We start from the raw sequence: 17,197 nt of genomic DNA, 5'->3' as shown, positions 1-17,197 counted from the left end.
GGAGGACCTCCGGCACGGCGGGGGACGCCGTGCCCTGTGCTAGCGTTCGGGTCCGTTTCCAACGTGCCCGGAGCACCCATGCCGAAGCTGTCGCATGCCTGCCAGACCTTGCTGATCTCCGCAGGCCTCGCGGCCGCATCCGTGGCCGGTGCCGCACCCGCCAAGGAGTCCACCGCCGTGTCCGCCGATGCATCCACCGATCCCTACGCCTGGCTTGAAGACGTCACCGGCGACAAGCCGCTGGGCTGGGTGCGCGAGCAGAACGCGAAGTCCGAGGGCGAACTCGCCGCCACGCCGCAGTTCAAACAGCTCGAATCCGACATCCGCGGCATCCTCGATTCCGACGCCAAGATCCCGGGCGTGGAGAAGATCGGCGAGTACTACTACAACTTCTGGAAGGACAAGCAGCACCAGCGCGGCCTGTGGCGCCGCACCACGCTGGCGGAGTACCGCAAGGACAAGCCGCAGTGGGAAACGGTGATCGACCTCGACGCGCTGAACCAGGCCGAGAACGAGAACTGGGTGTGGCATGGCGTGGATTGCCTGCGACCCGACTATTCGCGCTGCCTGATCGCGCTCTCGCGCGGCGGCGCCGACGCCGACGTCACGCGCGAGTTCGACCTGTCGACGAAGACCTGGGTCAAGGATGGTTTCTTCCGTGCCGAAGCCAAGGGCGCGCTGGGCTGGATCGACCGCGACACCGTCTACGTCTACACCGACTTCGGCGCGGGCTCGATGACCAGCTCGGGTTATCCGCGCATCGTCAAGGAATGGAAGCGCGGCACGCCAATCGAACAGGCGCGCGTGGTCTACGAAGGCCAGGCGACCGACATGTACATCGCCGCGGCGCGCGACCACACGCCGGGCTACGTGCGCGATCTCGTCAGCCGTTCGCTGGCCTTCTACAACGACGAGCTGTACCTGCGGAAGGCTGACGGCACGCTGGCGAAGATCGACGTGCCCAACTCCGCCAGCAAGAACACGCATCGCGAATGGCTGCTGCTGGAACTGCGCGAACCGTATGAGGCCGGCGGCAAGACCTGGCCCGCCGGTAGCCTCATCGCCACCAACTTCGACGACTTCATGGCCGGCAAGCGCGACTTCACCGCGCTGTTCACGCCGACCGAACGCACCTCGCTGTCGAGCTACGCCTGGACCAAGTCGCACCTGGTGCTCAACGTGCTCGATGACGTCAAGAACCGCCTGAGCGTGCTCACGCCGGGCCCGGGCGAGTGGAAGCGCAGCGAGTTCACCGGCGCGCCGACCTTCGGCACGCTGGGCGTGTCGGCGGTGGATGCCGACGAAAGCGATGCGGTTTGGCTCACCGCCACCGACTACCTGACGCCGACCACGCTGTCGCTGGCGCAGATCGGCTCGAAGCCGGAAGTGCTCAAGACCATGCCGGTGTTCTTCGATGCCACGAAGAACGCGATCGAACAGCACTTCGCCACGTCGAAGGACGGCACGCGCGTGCCGTACTTCCTCGTGCGTCCGAAGAACCTGAAGCTCGACGGCACCGCGCCGACGCTGCTGTACGGCTACGGCGGTTTCGAGATCTCGCTGACGCCGGCGTACTCGGGCAGCGTCGGCAAGGGCTGGCTGGAGAAGGGCGGCGTGTACGCGGTCGCCAACATCCGAGGCGGCGGCGAGTACGGCCCGCGCTGGCACCAGGCCGCGCTCAAGGCCAACCGCCACAAGGCCTACGAGGACTTCGCCGCGGTCGCGCAGGACCTGATCGCGCGCAAGGTCACCTCGACCCCGCACCTGGGCATCCAGGGCGGCAGCAACGGCGGCCTGCTCACCGGCAACATGCTGACCCAGTACCCGGACCTGTTCGGCGCCGTCGTCGTGCAGGTGCCGCTGCTGGACATGAAGCGCTACAGCCACCTGTTGGCCGGTGCGTCGTGGATGGCCGAATACGGCGATCCCGACACCGCCGACTGGGATTACATCCGCACCTTCTCGCCGTACCACCTGTTCGACGCGAAGCGCACCTATCCGCCGGTCATCTTCATGACCTCCACCCGCGACGACCGCGTCCATCCGGGCCATGCCCGCAAGATGGCGGCGCGGATGCTCGACGCCGGCAAGGACGTGCGCTATTACGAGAACATCGAGGGCGGCCACGGCGGTTCGGCCAACAATGCCCAGGCCGCGCACATGAGCGCGCTGGCGTTCACGTTCCTGTGGAATGAGTTGAGCGAGTAAGAGCGCCCTCTCCCGCCGCGCGTTGCGCGTCGACCTCTCCCGCAAGGGGAGAGGTGGGTGCCTTCCCTCTCCCCTTGCGGGAGAGGGACAGGCCGCGAAGCGGCCAGGGAGAGGGGAAACGAGGCATTGCGCTGTCCCGACCCGGACCCCATCCATGAAACCGACCCAACTGCTGCTTTCGGCCCTTTTGATGAGCACCTCCGCTACCTCCCTCGCTGCTTCCACCGCCACTCCGCCCGACGCCGCGCGCAAGCCGCACGTCGTGAAGGCGCCGCACGGCGCGCAGCGCAACGACGAGTACTACTGGCTGCGCGACGACAAGCGCGAGAACAAGGAAATGCTCGGCTACCTCAACGCCGAGAACGCCTACGCCGACGCAGTGATGGCGCCGCTCAAGCCGCTGGAAAACAAGCTGTACGAGGAAATCGTCAGCCGCATCAAGCAGGACGACAGCTCGGTGCCGTACCGCGAGCGCGGCCACTGGTACTACAGCCGCTTCGAAACCGGCCAGGATTACCCGATCTACGGCCGTCGCGCCGGCAGCATGGAGGCGCCCGAGCAGGTCCTGCTCGACGTCAACGTGATGGCGAAGGGCAAGAACTACTTCAACGTCGGCGACTGGGAGGTCAGCCAGGACAACGCGATCCTGGCCTGGGCCGAGGACGACATCGGCCGCCGCCAGTACACGATCCGCTTCAAGAACCTGAAGACCGGCGAGGTCTACGCTGACGAGGTCAAGGGCGTCTCGCCCAACCTGGTCTGGGCCGACGACAACCGCACCCTGTTCTACGTCGAGAACGACCCGGAAACGCTGCTCACCGTGCGCGTGAAGAAGCACGTGCTCGGCACGCCGTCCTCGCAGGACGTGCTGGTGTACGAGGAGAAGGACGACAGCTTCTACATGGGCATCGACCGCTCGCGCGACGACAAGTACATCTGCATCGGCGTGGAGAGCACCGTGTCGAGCGAGATGCGCTGCGCGCCCGCCGCGAACCCGGACAAGTTCACCGTGCTCGCCCCGCGTGAGCGCGACGTCGAGTACCAGGCCGACCATCTCGACGGCCGCTGGGTGATCCGCACCAACGAAGGCGGCGCGAAGAACTTCAAGCTGATGACCGCGCCGAGCGACGCCACCTCGCGCAAGCAGTGGAAGGACTGGGTGGCGCACCGCGACGACGTGTTCGTCGAAGGCTTCGAACTGTTCGACGGCTTCAACGTGGTCGCCGAGCGTTCCGACGGCCTGGAGCGCCTGCGCGTGCTGCGCGCGGACGGCAGCGACGAGTACGTGAAGGCCGACGAACCGGCCTACGCGATGGGCCTGTCGGTCAACTCCGAGCACGACACGCCGTGGCTGCGTTACAGCTACACCTCGCTGACCACGCCGGGCACGACGTACGAAGTGAACGTGCTCACCGGCGAGCGCAAGCTGCTCAAGCGCGAGCCGGTGATCGGCTACGACCCGGAAAAGTACGTCACCGAACGCGTGTGGGCGACCGCGCGCGATGGCGTGAAGGTGCCGGTGTCGCTGGTCTACAAGAAGGGCTTCGAGAAGAACGGCAAGGCCGCGATGCTGCAGTACGCGTACGGCAGCTACGGTTCCTCGACCGATCCGCGCTTCAACGGGCCGGTGGTGAGCCTGCTCGATCGCGGCATGGTCTACGCCATCGCCCACATCCGCGGCGGCCAGGAAATGGGCCGCAAGTGGTACGACGACGGCAAGCTGTTCCACAAGAAGAACACCTTCACCGATTTCATCGACGTCACCGACGACCTGGTGAAGCAGGGCTATGCCGCGAAGGACCGTGTCGCCGCGTACGGAGGCAGCGCCGGCGGCCTGCTGATGGGCGCGATCGCCAACATGGCGCCGGACCGGTACCGCGTGATCCTCTCGCAGGTGCCGTTCGTCGACGTCGTCACGACGATGCTCGATCCGACCATCCCGCTCACCACCAACGAATACGACGAGTGGGGCAATCCGGAGAAGAAGGACTACTACGACTACATGCTGTCGTACTCGCCGTACGACAACCTGTCGAAGCAGGCCTATCCGGCGATGTTCGTCGGCACGGGCCTGTGGGATTCGCAGGTGCAGTACTGGGAGCCCGCCAAGTACGTCGCGCGCCTGCGCGATCTGGACCAGGGTACCGGGCCGGTCGTGTTCCGCACCAACATGGACGCCGGCCACGGCGGCAAGTCGGGCCGCTTCCGCCGCTACCGCGAGTTGTCGGAGATGTACGCCTTCATGCTCGACCAGCTTGGACTGGCCGGCGCGCCCGCTGCCGCGGCGGCGGCGAAGTAAGCGTGATCCGCTCCTCCCCCTGCTCGCAGGGGGAGGTTGGGAGGGGGTACGAAGGCGCCGGCGCCCGAGCTCGCCGCGATGCGGCTCCCGTCCTCAACCCTCCCCAGCAGCAGGGGAGGGAGACTTCGATCCGATCTGACGTGAACACGAATTCCCCGCCACCCACGACGTCGCAACCCAAGGTCCGCTTCCGCTGGGCCTGGTGGCTGCTCGCCTACGCTGCCCTCGCGCTGGGCCTGATCGGCATCGTCGTGCCGGGTTTGCCGACCGTGCCATTCGTGCTGCTGTCCGCGTTCGCCGCCGCGCGCGGATCGCGCAAGCTGCATGACTGGCTGCTGGCGCACCGCCAGTTCGGGCCGATCATCCGCGACTGGGAAGCGCACGGTGCGGTCAGCCGCCGCGCCAAGGGCCTGGCCGTGACGATGATGGCCCTGTGCGCCGTGATCATGTTCCTCACCGCGCCGCGCTGGTGGATGGCCGCGACCGGCACCGCGATCATGACCGTCGTCGCGATCTGGCTGTGGGCACGCCCGGAACCGCCGCCGAAAGGCTGACGGCGTCGAATCGTTCATCCGTGCGGGCTACACTGCGGGCATGAATGCACGCCCCGCCAAGAGAATCACGGTCGCCGTCCTCTCGCTGCTCGCCCTGCCGCTGTTGCTGGCCGGTTGCGGCAACAAGGGCCCGTTGATCCTGCCGCCGAAGGACATCCCGGTCGATCCGTCGACGCTGCCGCCCGGCGACAACCCCAACGTCGCGATGCCGCCGGCCGAGGCGACGGACAGCGACGCCGAACCGGAGAGCGACACCCCGGCCACGCCGGTGCCGACCGAACCGACGGACGAACCGTCCAAGGGTGATGACGATGGCGGCCGCGGTTGATTCCTCGCCGGCGCCGCGCGCGAGCGTGCGCTTCAGCAAGATGCACGGCGCCGGTAACGACTTCGTCGTGCTGGACCTGCGCGGTGGCGTGAGCGCGCCTTCGCCCGATCTGTGCCGCGCGCTGGCCAACCGGCACACTGGCGTCGGCTGCGACCAGATCCTCACCGTCGAGGACGCTCAAGGCGGCACCGCGGTCGCGCGCTATCGCATCTGGAACGCCGACGGCTCCTCGTCGCAGCAATGCGGCAACGGCGCGCGCTGCATCGCCGCGTGGGTGGTGCGCGATGCGCGCCGCCGCAACGCGCCGCTGCCGGCGGAATTCACCCTCGACAGTCCGGTCGGCGCACATGCGGTGACCCATCTCGGCGGCGGTGCGTACCGCATCGTGATGGGACTGCCACGCTTCTCGCCGGCCAGCATCCCGTTGCACGGTTTCGAAGGCGCGCAGGACGAGTACGTGCTGTACCGCGACGATGCGGTGTTCACTTTCGGCGCGGTGTCGATGGGCAACCCGCACGCGGTGATCGAGGTCGACGACATCGACAATGCACCGGTCGAGATCGTCGCGCCGATGCTGCAGTCGCATCCGGCGTTCCCCGAATCGGTGAACGTCGGTTTCGCCCGCGTGGAATCGCGCGACCGCATCCGCCTGCGCGTGTACGAACGCGGCGTCGGTGAGACGCTGGCCTGCGGCAGCGGCGCGTGTGCGGCGGCTGCGGTGCTGATGCGACGCGGTCGCATCGATCGCGAAGTCACCGTCGCACTGCCGGGCGGCGACCTGCGCATCGCGTGGCCCGCCGATGACGCACCGCTGACCATGTCGGGGCCGACTGCATTCGTATTCGAAGGGGAATGGACCCATGACTGAGACGACGGAGAAGCTGGGCGCGCACGAAGTCGCAGCCTGGCTGCGCCGGCACCCGCGCTTCCTGCAGCAGTTCCCCGACCTGGCGCTGAGCCTGGTCGTGCCGCGCGAGGAAGGGTCGGCGTCCTCGCTCGCGAGTTACCAGCTCGAAGTGCTGCGCGACAAGAACCGCGAACTCTCGCGTCGCCTGCAGGAGCTGTACGCCAACGCGCAGGAGAACGAACGTCTGTCCGTGCGCACGCACCAGCTCACGCTGGCGCTGATGCGCCAGGGCAGTGCGGCCGACACGCTGCGCGCGATGGCCGCGAGCCTGGCGGAGGATTTCAATGGCGATCTGGTGCGGCTGGTGATGTTCCATCCAGTGGAAGGCCTGGACGCCGACTGGCTGCAGGTCGTCGCGCAGGACGATGCGCGCCTGCAACCGTTCCGCGATTGCCTCACCGATGGCGAACCCTTGTGTGGCCGCCTGCAACCGCAGAAGCACGAACTGCTGTACGGCGAGCGCGCCGAGGAAGTGCAGTCCACCGCGCTGTTGCCGCTGCGCGGGGTGGGCCTGGTCGCTGTCGGCAGTCGCGACACGAACCGTTTCTTCCCCGGCATGGGCACGCTGTTCCTGCGCATGATGGGCGAGTCGCTGGCGACGGCGCTCAAACGCTTCGGCTGATCCTGCGCACGGCGATCATGCCCGCGAACGCTGCCAGCACACCCGCCGACGACGCAACGAGCGTGCGCGACGTGAACGTCGCTGCGTTCCTCGCGCACCTGAAGGTCGAGCGGCGCATGTCCGCGCACACGCTCGATGCGTACCAGCGCGATCTGGTCGCGCTGGAAGGCTGGGCGCAGGTGCAGGGCGGTGAGGTCGCGAGCCTGCACGTCGAACAACTGCGTGGTTTCGTCGCCGCGGAACATCGTCGCGGCCTGTCGCCCAAGAGCCTGCAGCGTCGCCTGTCCGCGTGTCGCAGCTTCTATGGATGGCTGGTGAAGCAGGGTCGCATTGCGGCAAGTCCCGCCGCATCGATCCGCTCGCCCAAGGCACCGCGCAAGCTGCCGCAGGTGCTCGATCCCGACGAAGCCAAGGCGCTGGTCGAAGTGCCGACCGACGCGCCGCTGGGACTGCGCGATCGCGCGCTGCTCGAACTGTTCTATTCCTCCGGGCTGCGCCTGTCGGAACTGTGCGCGCTGCGCTGGCGCGACATCGACCTGGCCGACGCGCTCGTCAGCGTGCTCGGCAAGGGCAGCAAGCAGCGCAGCGTGCCGGTCGGTTCGCACGCGCGCGCCGCACTGGCGGAATGGCGTGCATCGACCGGCGCCGCCAGCGATGCGCCGGTGTTCCCCGGTCGTGGCGGCACGCCGATCACGCCGCGCGCGGTGCAGCTGCGCCTGCGCCATCTCGCGCAACAGCAGGGATTGTTCAAGCGCGTGCATCCGCACCTGCTGCGACATTCCTTCGCCAGCCACATCCTCGAATCTTCCGGCGACCTGCGCGGCGTGCAGGAACTGCTCGGCCATGCCGACATCGCCACCACGCAGATCTATACGCACCTGGACTACCAGCACCTGGCCAAGGTGTACGACGCCGCGCACCCGCGCGCGAAGCGCAAGGGCTGACGCGCGACTGAACATCGCCGCCGCGCGAGCGCGCGTACGCGGCCTCGCCACCGCCTGCACGGCGCTGGTTGACGCGCATCAAGGCCATGCCGCTGCGGCTCGCTAGCCTTCATCGCAAAGACGGCCGGAGGTTGCGGCGATGGCGAAGAAGTTTCCCTTGAACCCGAAGCACCCCGAGCGGATCTGCTGGGGCTGCGACCGCTATTGCCCGGGCGATTCGCTCGCCTGCGGCAACGGCTCCGGCCGCGTGATGCATCCGGTCGAGACGCAGGGCGAGGACTGGTATCTCGACTGGGGCATCGAACCCGAGCCCGACAGCCCGAAGAACGCCCGGCTCTGACCGCCCATCGGCCTGCCGTCGCCTCGCTCGCGACAGCGGTGCTTGAACCCGTCCACGCGCGCCCCCACCCCAATGGGCATTCCCCCGGAGGTCGCATGGACCCGAGCCAGAACCCCAACGTTTTCCACGCCACCACGATCGTGTCGGTGCGCCGCGATGGCCGCGTGGCCGTGGCCGGCGACGGCCAGGTCACGCTCGGCCACACGGTGATGAAGGCCAACGCGCGCAAGGTGCGACGCCTCGGCCGCGACGGCCAGGTGCTGGCCGGTTTCGCCGGTGCCGCCGCCGATGCGTTCACGCTGTTCGAGCTGTTCGAAGCCAAGCTCGAAAAACACGGCCAGCTCACCCGCGCCGCCGTCGAACTCGCCAAGGACTGGCGGACCGAACGCCGCCTGGGCAAGCTCGAAGCACTGCTTGCCGTCGCCGACCGGGAAACATCGCTGATCATCAGCGGCACCGGCGACGTGATCGAGCCTGAGGACGGCATCATCGCGATCGGTTCCGGCGGCATGTATGCGCTGTCCGCCGCGCGCGCATTGATCGCGCACACGCAGCTCGACGCGCGCACCATCGCGACCGAAGCGATCAACATCGCAGGCGACGTCTGCATCTACACGAACCGGAACGTGGTGGTCGAGGAACTCTGACCGCCACGTTCGTCCTGTGCGTGGCGCCACAGGCGCGACGTCGAAGGACCCGAATTCCATCCCCATCGCTTTCGACTCCGCCGCCGCGAGGCATGCTTGAGACGCAAGCGAACCGGACAAACCACGACATGCCCATCAAGCCCGATACCTCCAACGCCACCATGACTCCGCGCGAGATCGTGCAGGAGCTCGACCGCCACATCGTGGGCCAGCATTCGGCCAAGCGCGCGGTCGCCATCGCGCTGCGCAATCGCTGGCGGCGCATGCAGCTGCCCGCCGACCTGCGCAACGAAGTGATGCCGAAGAACATCCTGATGATCGGCCCGACCGGCGTCGGCAAGACCGAGATCGCGCGTCGCCTCGCCACGCTGGCGAACGCGCCGTTCGTGAAGGTCGAAGCGACGCGCTTCACCGAGGTCGGCTACGTCGGAAAGGACGTCGAGCAGATCGTGCGCGACCTCGCCGACACCGCGGTCAAGCTCTACCGCGAGCAGGCCAAGCAGCGCGTGCGCACGCAGGCCGAGGAACGCGCGGAAGAGCGCATCCTCGATGCGCTGCTGCCACGCCGCCAGGGCGATGCGCCGAGCGTGTTCGGGTTCAATCCCCACGAAGCGGCGAAGGACGAGCCGTCCTCGCAGGACAACGAGACCCGCGCCAAGCTGCGCAAGCAGCTGCGCAGCGGCGCGCTGGACGACCGCGAGATCGAGATCGAGACGGCGTTGAACGTCGGCGTCGACATCATGGCGCCGCCCGGCATGGAGGAAATGGGCCAGCAGCTGCGCCAGATGTTCTCGCAGGTCGCCGGTGCCAAGACGCACAAGAAGACGCTCGCGATCCGCGCCGCACGCTCGCAGCTGACCGAAGAGGAAGCCGGCAAGCTGGTCAACGAGGACGATGTGCGCGAGGCCGCGATCGAAGCGTGCGAGCAGCACGGCATCGTGTTCATCGACGAGATCGACAAGGTCGCCAAGCGCAGCGAGACCGGTATGACCGGTGGCGACGTGAGCCGCGAAGGCGTGCAGCGCGACCTGCTGCCGCTGGTCGAGGGTTCCACCGTGAGCACCAAGTACGGCCCGGTGAAGACCGACCACATCCTGTTCATCGCATCGGGCGCGTTCCACCTGGCCAAGCCCAGCGACCTGATCCCGGAACTGCAGGGCCGATTCCCGATCCGAGTGGAGCTGACGGCGCTGAGCAAGGACGATTTCGTGCGCATCCTTACCGAACCCAAGGCCGCGCTGACCACGCAGTACATCGAACTGCTGCGCACCGAAGGCGTGGGGTTGACGTTCACCGCCGATGCGGTGGAGCGCCTCGCCGAGATCGCCGCGCAGGTCAACGAGCGGCAGGAGAACATCGGCGCGCGTCGACTGCACACGGTGCTCGAACGCCTGCTCGACACCCTGAGCTACGAAGCGCCGGACCGCGACGGGCAGACGCTCGCCATCGATCGCGCTTACGTGGACACGCACCTGGGCGAGCTGGTGCAGGATCCGGATCTGAGCCGGTACATTCTGTAAGCGCACGGGCTGAGTACGCGTTTCGCGCGTCCCCCTCTTCCGCCCTTCGGGCACCTTCTCCCGCGAGGGGAGAAGGAAAAGCAGATCAGCAGCGACACGCATGTGTGTGTCCCTCTCCCCTTGCGGCGACCGCAGGGAGTGCAGAGCTGAGAGGGACAGGCCGCGAAGCGGCCAGGGAGAGGGGGCGCGCCTCAGCGCGGCTCCACCACCACTTCCGTCTTCACCGAGCTTGCAATGAAACAGTTGCGGTGCGCGGATTCATGCAGCTTCTCCAGCTCCTGTGCATCGGGCACCTTGTCGGCGAACACGATGCGCGGACGCAGCGTGACGTGCGTGACCGCCATGCGGCCCTCCGCGTTCTTGCCGAGCGTGCCGACCGCATCGTCCTCGTAGGTGTCGACCGTCCAGCCCTTCTTCGCCGCGACCGCGAGCAGCGTGAGCATGTGGCAGGACGACAGCGCCGCCACCAGCATTTCCTCCGGGTCCACGCCATCGGCGCTACCGAAGTAGGCCGGAGCGGCTGAACCCTTGAGCGTCTGCCCGCGTTCGAAGCGGATGTCGTGGTCGCGCGGGTAGTGTTCGTAATCGAACGCCTGGCCGTTGCGGTTCCAGCGGATCGAAGCGATGTGTTCGGACATGGCGGCGGCTCGCGGTGTGGGGCCGCCACCATGCCATAGCGCCTTATCGCGCGACAGGATCCGCGTGCGCAGTCGTGCCCTTGCGTCGCGCCGTGTCCTCGAGCAGCAACTCGCGAGCGGCCTGCTGCAACCGCTCGACCGCCACCGTGTCCGGCGCCGCGCCCAGTCGCGCGGTCAGGTCGGCGACCACGCGCTTGTTGGCGTACGTGTGCGGCGATTCGATGTCGTCGCTCTGCGCCGTGACCATGTAGCCCAGACGCTTCGCGCTGACCTCGCGCGCCTGCGCCAGTTCGACCAGCTTGGCCCGGTATTCCAGTTCCCACGGCGCGAGGCCGGGAAACGCATTCTGGTCGGCGAAGTGCTGCGTCTCGTGGCCGAGGAACACGACGCGGAATGCTTCGCTGTCCAGGCCCTCGGTGTAGCTCGGCACCACGGCGTACAGCGCCTCGGCCGTGGCCCAGCCGCCGGCCGAGCCACGCTCGCAACGTCCGTACGAGGTCCAGCCGCGGCTGACGAAATCGTCGAGTAGCTCGACCTTCACCGTGTACGGACCATCGGGCAGCTCAACGCGCCAGGGCTTCGTTTCCTGCTTGCGCCACATCATCAGTTCGCGCAGCGGCATCGTACGGCCGAGTTGCGCGTGGTAGCCGCGATCGAGCAGTCGCTGCTGCAGCAGCGGTTCGACCGCGTCCATGTCCTTCGCCGCCTCGGCGGACACGCCCAGCCGCTTGCGTAGCGACTGCAGCAGCATCGCCTCGAACATCGCGCGCTGCGCCGGCACGGCCATCGCACGCCACCAATAGTCCTGGTAGTCCTCCAGCACGCCGCGCGCGAACGGATCGGTGATGTCGGCGGTGGCGTGCACCGGCGCGGCGGCATCGAGGCGCTTCACCATGCAGGCGCGATAGTCCGCGTCCTTGCCGACGAAGCCGTCGGCCGGCGCGGCCGCCAGCGCCTTCACCGCAGCGCTGCTGTCGCCGCGCAGGATGGCGCTGGTCGATTCGGCGATGGCCTTGGTCGCCTCGGTCGAAGAGGCGGGTTCGGTGGGCGTGGCGGCGTGCGCGCCGGTGGCGGCGAGCGCAAGGCCGAGGGCGAGGGAATTCAGGCGGGGGAAGCGCATCGGGATCCTTCCGTTCGGCGGGCGGAATGCCACCGTTGCCGCTATTGGACGGCCGCGCGCGGGTTCGCGTCTTGAACGCATTTGATCTGCCGGCGAAGGCGTGAAGGCGTGTTGCCGGTAGCCTCGCGCAGGCTGCGGCTGAGGTGGCTCTGGTCGGCGAAGCCCGAATCGGCGGCGATCTGTGCCAGCGACGCGTCGCCGCCGAGCAGCGCCAGCGCACGCCGGCAGCGCAGTTCGCGGCGCAGCAGTTGCGGCGGCATGCCGTGCGACTTCAGGAAACTGCGCGAGGCGTGCGCCAGCGAGACACCCGCGCGGCGTGCCAGTTCGGTCATCGCCAGTTCGTCGTGTTCCAGCGCGGACAGGAATTCCACCTGCCACGCCGGCAACGACGGCGCGGATGCGACCTCGCATGCGGCGAGCAGTTCGGCCAGTCGTTGCGGCGCGCGCACGAACACCTCCGCGGCCTCGCGCAGGTCGGGCACGCGCAACACGTGCAGCCTTGCGGGCGCGGTGTCGAGTTCGACGTTGACCACCTTCGCGCCCTGCCGGCCGAACCGGTTGCCATGCGCGTGCCAGCGCGGGTGCAGCACGAGCGTCCCGGGCGTGCAGGCGATCGGGCCGTCGGCACTGGCCTCGACGTGGCTGCCGTCGAGCACCAGCGCCGCGTACGCGGCGTCGTGGCGGTGTGTGTCCAGCACGTCGCAGGCGTCGTGGCGGGTCTGGTAGCCGGAGGCGGGATGCATGGCGGGATCGTCGCGCGGAAGGGGCGGGCGGGCCAGTGACGGAAGTCGGGCCTGCAACGATGGATGCGCCGCGCGTGGCCCGGGTTGAATCAGCCGCCCGCGAACGTGTGCGCCGCGCACAGGCAGGGCAACACGGCCGCCAGGTCCGCCCCGTCGCGCAGCAGTGTTACCTGCTGGACCCGCCCGCGCGCGTCCTGCACGGTCTTGAAGAAGCGCGGGTCGTCGAAGGCGCGGTCGAGCTGCAGCGCCAGCCGCAGTGCGTCCTTCATGAACACCACGTCGGCGAAGACCCGCGTGGTGCGGAAAAGCGCGTAGCGGTCGTGGGTGACCACTTCGACGCCGCCGAACGCGCGCACCGCGTCCTCCAGCGCTTCGTACAGCGCCACCAGCTGCGGTGGCCTGTGTGCGAGCATCGCCGCGCGGTCGCCCGTGCCGCAGCGGTGCTTCGTGTTGGCGCGGTTGAAGACGCGACCGCAGTCCGGGCAGGTCCAGGCGGGCATGGCGTCGGCGCGGCTCAATCCTCGCCGATGTCCTCGTTCCAGACCTCTGGATTGGTCGCGATCCAGTCGCCGAGCATGCGGATGCACGACGCGTCTTCCAGGTCGATCACCTTGACACCGTTCTCGCGCAGCCAGTCGATGCCGCCGCGGAAATTCACCGATTCGCCCACCACCACCGTGCCGATGTTGAACTGCCGCACCAGCCCGCTGCAGTACCAGCACGGCGCGAGCGTGGTGACCATGATCGTGTCGCGGTAGCGGCGCTGGCGTCCGGCCTTGCGGAACGCGTCGGTCTCGCCGTGCACGGACGGATCGTTCTCCTGGATGCGGCGGTTGTGGCCGCAGCCGAGCAGGCGTCCGTCGTCGTGGTACAGCGCCGCGCCGATCGGGATGCCGCCCTCCGCGAGTCCCTGGCGGGCTTCCTCGACGGCGGTGGCGAGCAGGGCGCGATAGTCGGGCGTGGCGATCATGCGGGGTTCTCCGTCGATGCGCCTGCGCGCAGCATGTCGATGTGGGGAATGCCGTCCTCGACGTAGGGCTCAGACGACGGGGCGAAGCCGTGGCGCGCGTAGAACGGCTGCAGATGCGCCTGCGCGCCGATCTGCACATCGGCGCCGGGCCAGCGCGCGTCGATGTGCGTGAGTGCCGCGGCAATCATCGGATCGCCGAGGCCACGTCCGCGATACGCCGGCGCGGTCAGCACGCGGCCGAAGCTCACCTGCGGGTAGCTCAGTCCCGGCGCGAGGATGCGCAGGTATCCGGCGATCGCACCGTCGTCGGCGAAGCCGAGCACGTGCAGCGTGTCCGGATGGCGGTCCTTGCCGTCGGGATCGAGGTACACGCACTGCTGCTCGACCACGAACACCTCCGAGCGCACGCGCAGCAGCGCGTACAGCGTGTCGATGTCGAGTTCGCGGAAGGGCACGGCCTGCCAGCGTATGGTGGGAAGCGGTGCGCTCATCCGCGCATCATGCCAGCCGGACACCGGCAACGGATCACGGATCGTCCGCACCCGCGGTGTCGATGCTCACCACCACCGACATGCCCGGGCTCAGCCGCGCGCTGAGCGGTTGTCCCGCGTCGATCGACACCTTCACCGGAATGCGCTGCGCGATCTTGACGAAGTTGCCGGTCGCGTTGTCCGGCGGCAACACGCTGAACTCCGAACCGGTCGCGGGCGAGATCTCCTCCACGCGTCCGCGCAATGCCGCGTTGGCGAGCGCGTCGACGGTGAAGCGGACGGGCTGGCCGATGCGCACGCGCGCCATCTGCGTTTCCTTCATGTTCGCCACCACCCACAGGCGTTCGGGCACCAGCGCCATCAACTGCGTGCCCGGATTGACGTAGGCGCCCAGGCGCACCGGCACCTGTCCCAGCTGGCCGTCGCGTGGCGCGCGCACGCGGGTGTTGTCGAGGTCGATGCGGGCCAGCCGTATCGCGGCCTGCGCATTGGCGACCGCGGCGTCCAGCGCGCCCATGTTCACCTCGACGCTCTGCACGTTCTGGCGAGCGATCTCCAGCCCGGCCTGCGCCTGCGCGACGCCCGCCTGCGCCTGCGTGCTGGCCGCGCGCGCCTGGTCGCGATCGGCCTGCGACAGCAGCTGTTGCGTCACCAACGGCTCGACGCGGGCGAGGTCGGCGCGGGTCTTTTGCGCCTGCGCCTGTGCATCGCGGATCGACGCCTCGCTCTGCAGCACGCCCGCTTGAGCACTGCGTCGCTGCTGCTGCGCGTTGGCGAGCGCGGCCTGTTGGCTCTGCAGCTGCGCCTGTGCCTGCTCCAGTCGCTGCCGGTAGATGCGGTCGTCGATCTGCACCAGCAGCTGGCCCTTCTTCACGTGCTGGAAATCCTGCACGGGCACGGCGGTGATGTAGCCGCCGAGCTGCGGCGAGATGATCGTCACCTGCCCGCGCACGGTAGCGTTCTCGGTGCTCTGGATCGTGGTGCGGAACGGCGGCAGGTGCCACGCGTACAGCACCACCAATGCGCCGACCACCGCGATCGCCGCGAAGCCCGCCATCTGCCAGCGCCGTCGGCGTTGGCGGGCTTGCGAAGCGGGAGTGGCGGGGTCGGTCGTCGTTGTGTTCATGCGGCAGGCGAAGGCGTTGGGGAAGCGGCGGCAGCCGCGCGTGCGGCGAGCCGGTCGCGGCGCGCCAGGCTCAGTCGATGCACGAGCATCCACGCCATCGTGAGCAGCGCGACCGCGGCGATCGCCATGAAGACATCGTTGTAGGCCAGCACGTTGGCTTCGCGTGAAGCCGCCGCGCCGAGCGCGCGCACTCCCTGCGCGTTGCGCAGCGCGGGATCGACGATCGCCGGCGCGTAGGCGTTCGCGCCCGACTGCACGTGCGCGGCGACCTGCGGGTCCATCAGGGTCAGGTGTTCGACCAGCTGGCTGGAGTGGAACTTCTCGCGCACGGTCTGGAACGTGCCCAGCGCCGCGCTGCCGAACAGGCCGCCGAGGTTCTGCGCCATGCCGAACAGCACCACGAACGTGATCAGGTTGCGCGGCTGGCCGATCACCTGGCCCATGCCCAGCACCATCGCCGGGCCGAGGAAATACGTGCTGCCGAAGCCGATCAGGAACTGGCTCAGGTACATGTCCGCCGGGCGCGTGAGGCTGGTGGAATGCGTGTCGAGCAGCGCGCCGACCGCGATGCAGCCAAGGGCGATCGTCGAAGGAATGATCATGCGGTTGGGACGGATGGTCAGCGCACTGGCGACGATGCCCATCAGGCAGCCCAGGAACACCATCGCGAACATCCCGTGCATCTGGTCGTTGGTGAGGCCCAACGCCTGCAGGAAGCCCACCGCGCCCGTGCTCTGCTCCGACAGCGCGATGCGGATGAGGACCACCGACACGACCAGCCGCACCATCGTCCCGCTCGCGAGCCAGCGCGTGTTGATCAGCGGATTGGCGCGGAAGTGTTCGACCGCGAACGCGCCGGTGAGCAGCACGATCGAGCCGGCCAGCGACCAGCCCAGCCACGGTGCGTCGAACCACCAGTCGATGCGGCCGAGCGACAACACCGCGCACAACAGGGCGATGCCGGGCGCGAACAGGGCGAAGGTGGCGAAGTCGAGCTTCTCGAACACGCGCATGCGATCGCTCGGTGGCAACCGCAGCATCAGCACACCGGCCAGCGACAGCAGCGCCAGGCCCAGCTCGAAGAGGTAGAGCCCGCGCCATTCGCCGAACTCGAGCAGCTCCGCCGAGAAGATGCGCGCCAGCGGCAAGGCAAGCTGCGACACGCCGATGCCGATCACCAGTCCGCGCAGTCGGTGTGCAGCCGGGAACGCCTGCATCGTGTAGTACAGGCCGAGCGTGCTCAGCGCCGCGGCGGCGACGCCATGCGCGGCGCGCGCCGCGATCGCCGAGCCCAGTCCATGCACGAACAGGTGCGCGAACGCGACCAGCGCGTACAGAGTGAGGAAGAACTCCGTGAACGCGCGCAATCCGAACTGCTGGCGGAACTTCACCAGGATCAGGTTCGCCGACACGTTGGTCATCACGTATGCGGCCGGAAGCCACGCGACCTCGGCCTGGGTCGCGCCGAGCGAGCCCTGCAGGTTGATCAGGTTGGCGGTGACCAGCGCATTGCCGAGGCCGCCGGTGATGCCCACCAGCACGCCGACCACGAAGAACGCCAGGCGGCGCGAGGGCGAGTGCAGCGGGGTCGAGGGCGATCCCGGCAGGGCGGGCCGCTCGTGCGGCTGCCATTCGCGCGGCGCGTAGCGGCTCATCGGCGCGGGGACCTCCTGGGGCATGAAGCTCCGGCGCAATGCCCGCGGCCGGCGGCGGTGAATTCTCGCACGGGGTGCGATAATC

The 17,197-nt window shown here is 68.4% G+C and carries 18 protein-coding genes; 10 read left to right on the top strand and 8 right to left on the bottom strand.

Annotated features, from left to right (window positions below; genetic code table 11):
* Window positions 1–78 precede the first annotated feature (78 nt).
* The 10 genes from FOF45_RS04850 (at window position 79) to hslU (ending at window position 10,369) form a co-directional block, all read left to right on the top strand.
* Window positions 79–2,208 carry a prolyl oligopeptidase family serine peptidase gene (locus tag FOF45_RS04850; RefSeq protein ID WP_158982866.1) on the top strand — a complete coding sequence of 710 codons (2,130 nt, stop codon included), beginning with the start codon at window positions 79–81 and terminating at the stop codon, window positions 2,206–2,208.
* Window positions 2,209–2,362: 154 nt separating this feature from the next.
* Window positions 2,363–4,507: a S9 family peptidase gene (locus FOF45_RS04845; RefSeq protein ID WP_158982865.1), complete on the top strand. Its 2,145-nt coding sequence runs from the start codon at window positions 2,363–2,365 to the stop codon at window positions 4,505–4,507.
* Between the two features lie 140 nt (window positions 4,508–4,647).
* Entirely contained in the window at window positions 4,648–5,061 is a 414-nt protein-coding gene (locus tag FOF45_RS04840; protein WP_158982864.1) for a YbaN family protein, read from the top strand.
* A gap of 40 nt (window positions 5,062–5,101) precedes the next feature.
* The gene (gene lptM, locus FOF45_RS04835) at window positions 5,102–5,389 is read left to right on the top strand and encodes an LPS translocon maturation chaperone LptM (RefSeq protein WP_158982863.1); all 288 of its coding nucleotides are present in this window, start codon (window positions 5,102–5,104) and stop codon (window positions 5,387–5,389) included.
* On the top strand, window positions 5,373–6,257 hold the full coding sequence (gene dapF, locus FOF45_RS04830; RefSeq protein ID WP_158982862.1) for a diaminopimelate epimerase: 885 nt from the start codon (window positions 5,373–5,375) through the stop codon (window positions 6,255–6,257). The genes lptM and dapF overlap by 17 nt, the downstream gene beginning before the upstream one ends.
* Entirely contained in the window at window positions 6,250–6,918 is a 669-nt protein-coding gene (locus FOF45_RS04825; protein ID WP_158982861.1) for a DUF484 family protein, read from the top strand. The genes dapF and FOF45_RS04825 overlap by 8 nt, the downstream gene beginning before the upstream one ends.
* A 17-nt stretch (window positions 6,919–6,935) precedes the next feature.
* Window positions 6,936–7,862, top strand: a complete 927-nt coding sequence (gene xerC / locus FOF45_RS04820; RefSeq protein ID WP_158982860.1) for a tyrosine recombinase XerC — start codon at window positions 6,936–6,938, stop codon at window positions 7,860–7,862.
* Between the two features lie 139 nt (window positions 7,863–8,001).
* Window positions 8,002–8,202, top strand: coding sequence for a DUF3079 domain-containing protein (locus tag FOF45_RS04815; RefSeq protein ID WP_158982859.1), 201 nt, complete (start codon window positions 8,002–8,004; stop codon window positions 8,200–8,202).
* Window positions 8,203–8,297: 95 nt separating this feature from the next.
* On the top strand, window positions 8,298–8,849 hold the full coding sequence (gene hslV, locus FOF45_RS04810; RefSeq protein WP_158982858.1) for an ATP-dependent protease subunit HslV: 552 nt from the start codon (window positions 8,298–8,300) through the stop codon (window positions 8,847–8,849).
* A 128-nt stretch (window positions 8,850–8,977) separates the two neighbouring features.
* Window positions 8,978–10,369, top strand: a complete 1,392-nt coding sequence (gene hslU, locus FOF45_RS04805) for an ATP-dependent protease ATPase subunit HslU (protein ID WP_325063845.1) — start codon at window positions 8,978–8,980, stop codon at window positions 10,367–10,369.
* A gap of 191 nt (window positions 10,370–10,560) precedes the next feature.
* On the opposite strand, the gene FOF45_RS04800 is transcribed toward hslU, so the two are convergent.
* The 8 genes from FOF45_RS04800 to FOF45_RS04765 form a co-directional block, all read right to left on the bottom strand.
* Window positions 10,561–11,007: an OsmC family protein gene (locus tag FOF45_RS04800; RefSeq protein WP_158982857.1), complete on the bottom strand. Its 447-nt coding sequence runs from the start codon at window positions 11,005–11,007 to the stop codon at window positions 10,561–10,563.
* A gap of 43 nt (window positions 11,008–11,050) precedes the next feature.
* A complete protein-coding gene (locus FOF45_RS04795) occupies window positions 11,051–12,127 on the bottom strand; it encodes a hypothetical protein (protein WP_158982856.1) in 1,077 nt (358 codons plus the stop codon).
* Between the two features lie 41 nt (window positions 12,128–12,168).
* Complete coding sequence (locus tag FOF45_RS04790; RefSeq protein ID WP_158982855.1) at window positions 12,169–12,870, bottom strand: AraC family transcriptional regulator; 702 nt, start codon at window positions 12,868–12,870, stop codon at window positions 12,169–12,171.
* An 89-nt stretch (window positions 12,871–12,959) separates the two neighbouring features.
* Complete coding sequence (locus FOF45_RS04785; RefSeq protein WP_158982854.1) at window positions 12,960–13,370, bottom strand: DUF5655 domain-containing protein; 411 nt, start codon at window positions 13,368–13,370, stop codon at window positions 12,960–12,962.
* Window positions 13,371–13,384: 14 nt separating this feature from the next.
* Complete coding sequence (locus FOF45_RS04780; RefSeq protein ID WP_158982853.1) at window positions 13,385–13,840, bottom strand: nucleoside deaminase; 456 nt, start codon at window positions 13,838–13,840, stop codon at window positions 13,385–13,387.
* Window positions 13,837–14,331 carry a GNAT family N-acetyltransferase gene (locus tag FOF45_RS04775; protein ID WP_158982852.1) on the bottom strand — a complete coding sequence of 165 codons (495 nt, stop codon included), beginning with the start codon at window positions 14,329–14,331 and terminating at the stop codon, window positions 13,837–13,839. The genes FOF45_RS04780 and FOF45_RS04775 overlap by 4 nt, the downstream gene beginning before the upstream one ends.
* A 34-nt stretch (window positions 14,332–14,365) precedes the next feature.
* On the bottom strand, window positions 14,366–15,457 hold the full coding sequence (locus FOF45_RS04770) for an HlyD family secretion protein (protein WP_158982851.1): 1,092 nt from the start codon (window positions 15,455–15,457) through the stop codon (window positions 14,366–14,368).
* On the bottom strand, window positions 15,454–17,136 hold the full coding sequence (locus FOF45_RS04765) for an MFS transporter (RefSeq protein WP_325063844.1): 1,683 nt from the start codon (window positions 17,134–17,136) through the stop codon (window positions 15,454–15,456). Before FOF45_RS04765 ends, FOF45_RS04770 begins: the two co-directional genes overlap by 4 nt.
* Window positions 17,137–17,197 lie beyond the last annotated feature (61 nt).

The sequence above is a fragment of the Lysobacter panacisoli genome (assembly GCF_009765165.1).
Lineage (GTDB): Bacteria > Pseudomonadota > Gammaproteobacteria > Xanthomonadales > Xanthomonadaceae > Lysobacter_J > Lysobacter_J panacisoli.
Note: the sequence above shows the minus strand (reverse complement) of the source record. Positions and strands in the feature narration are given on the sequence as shown.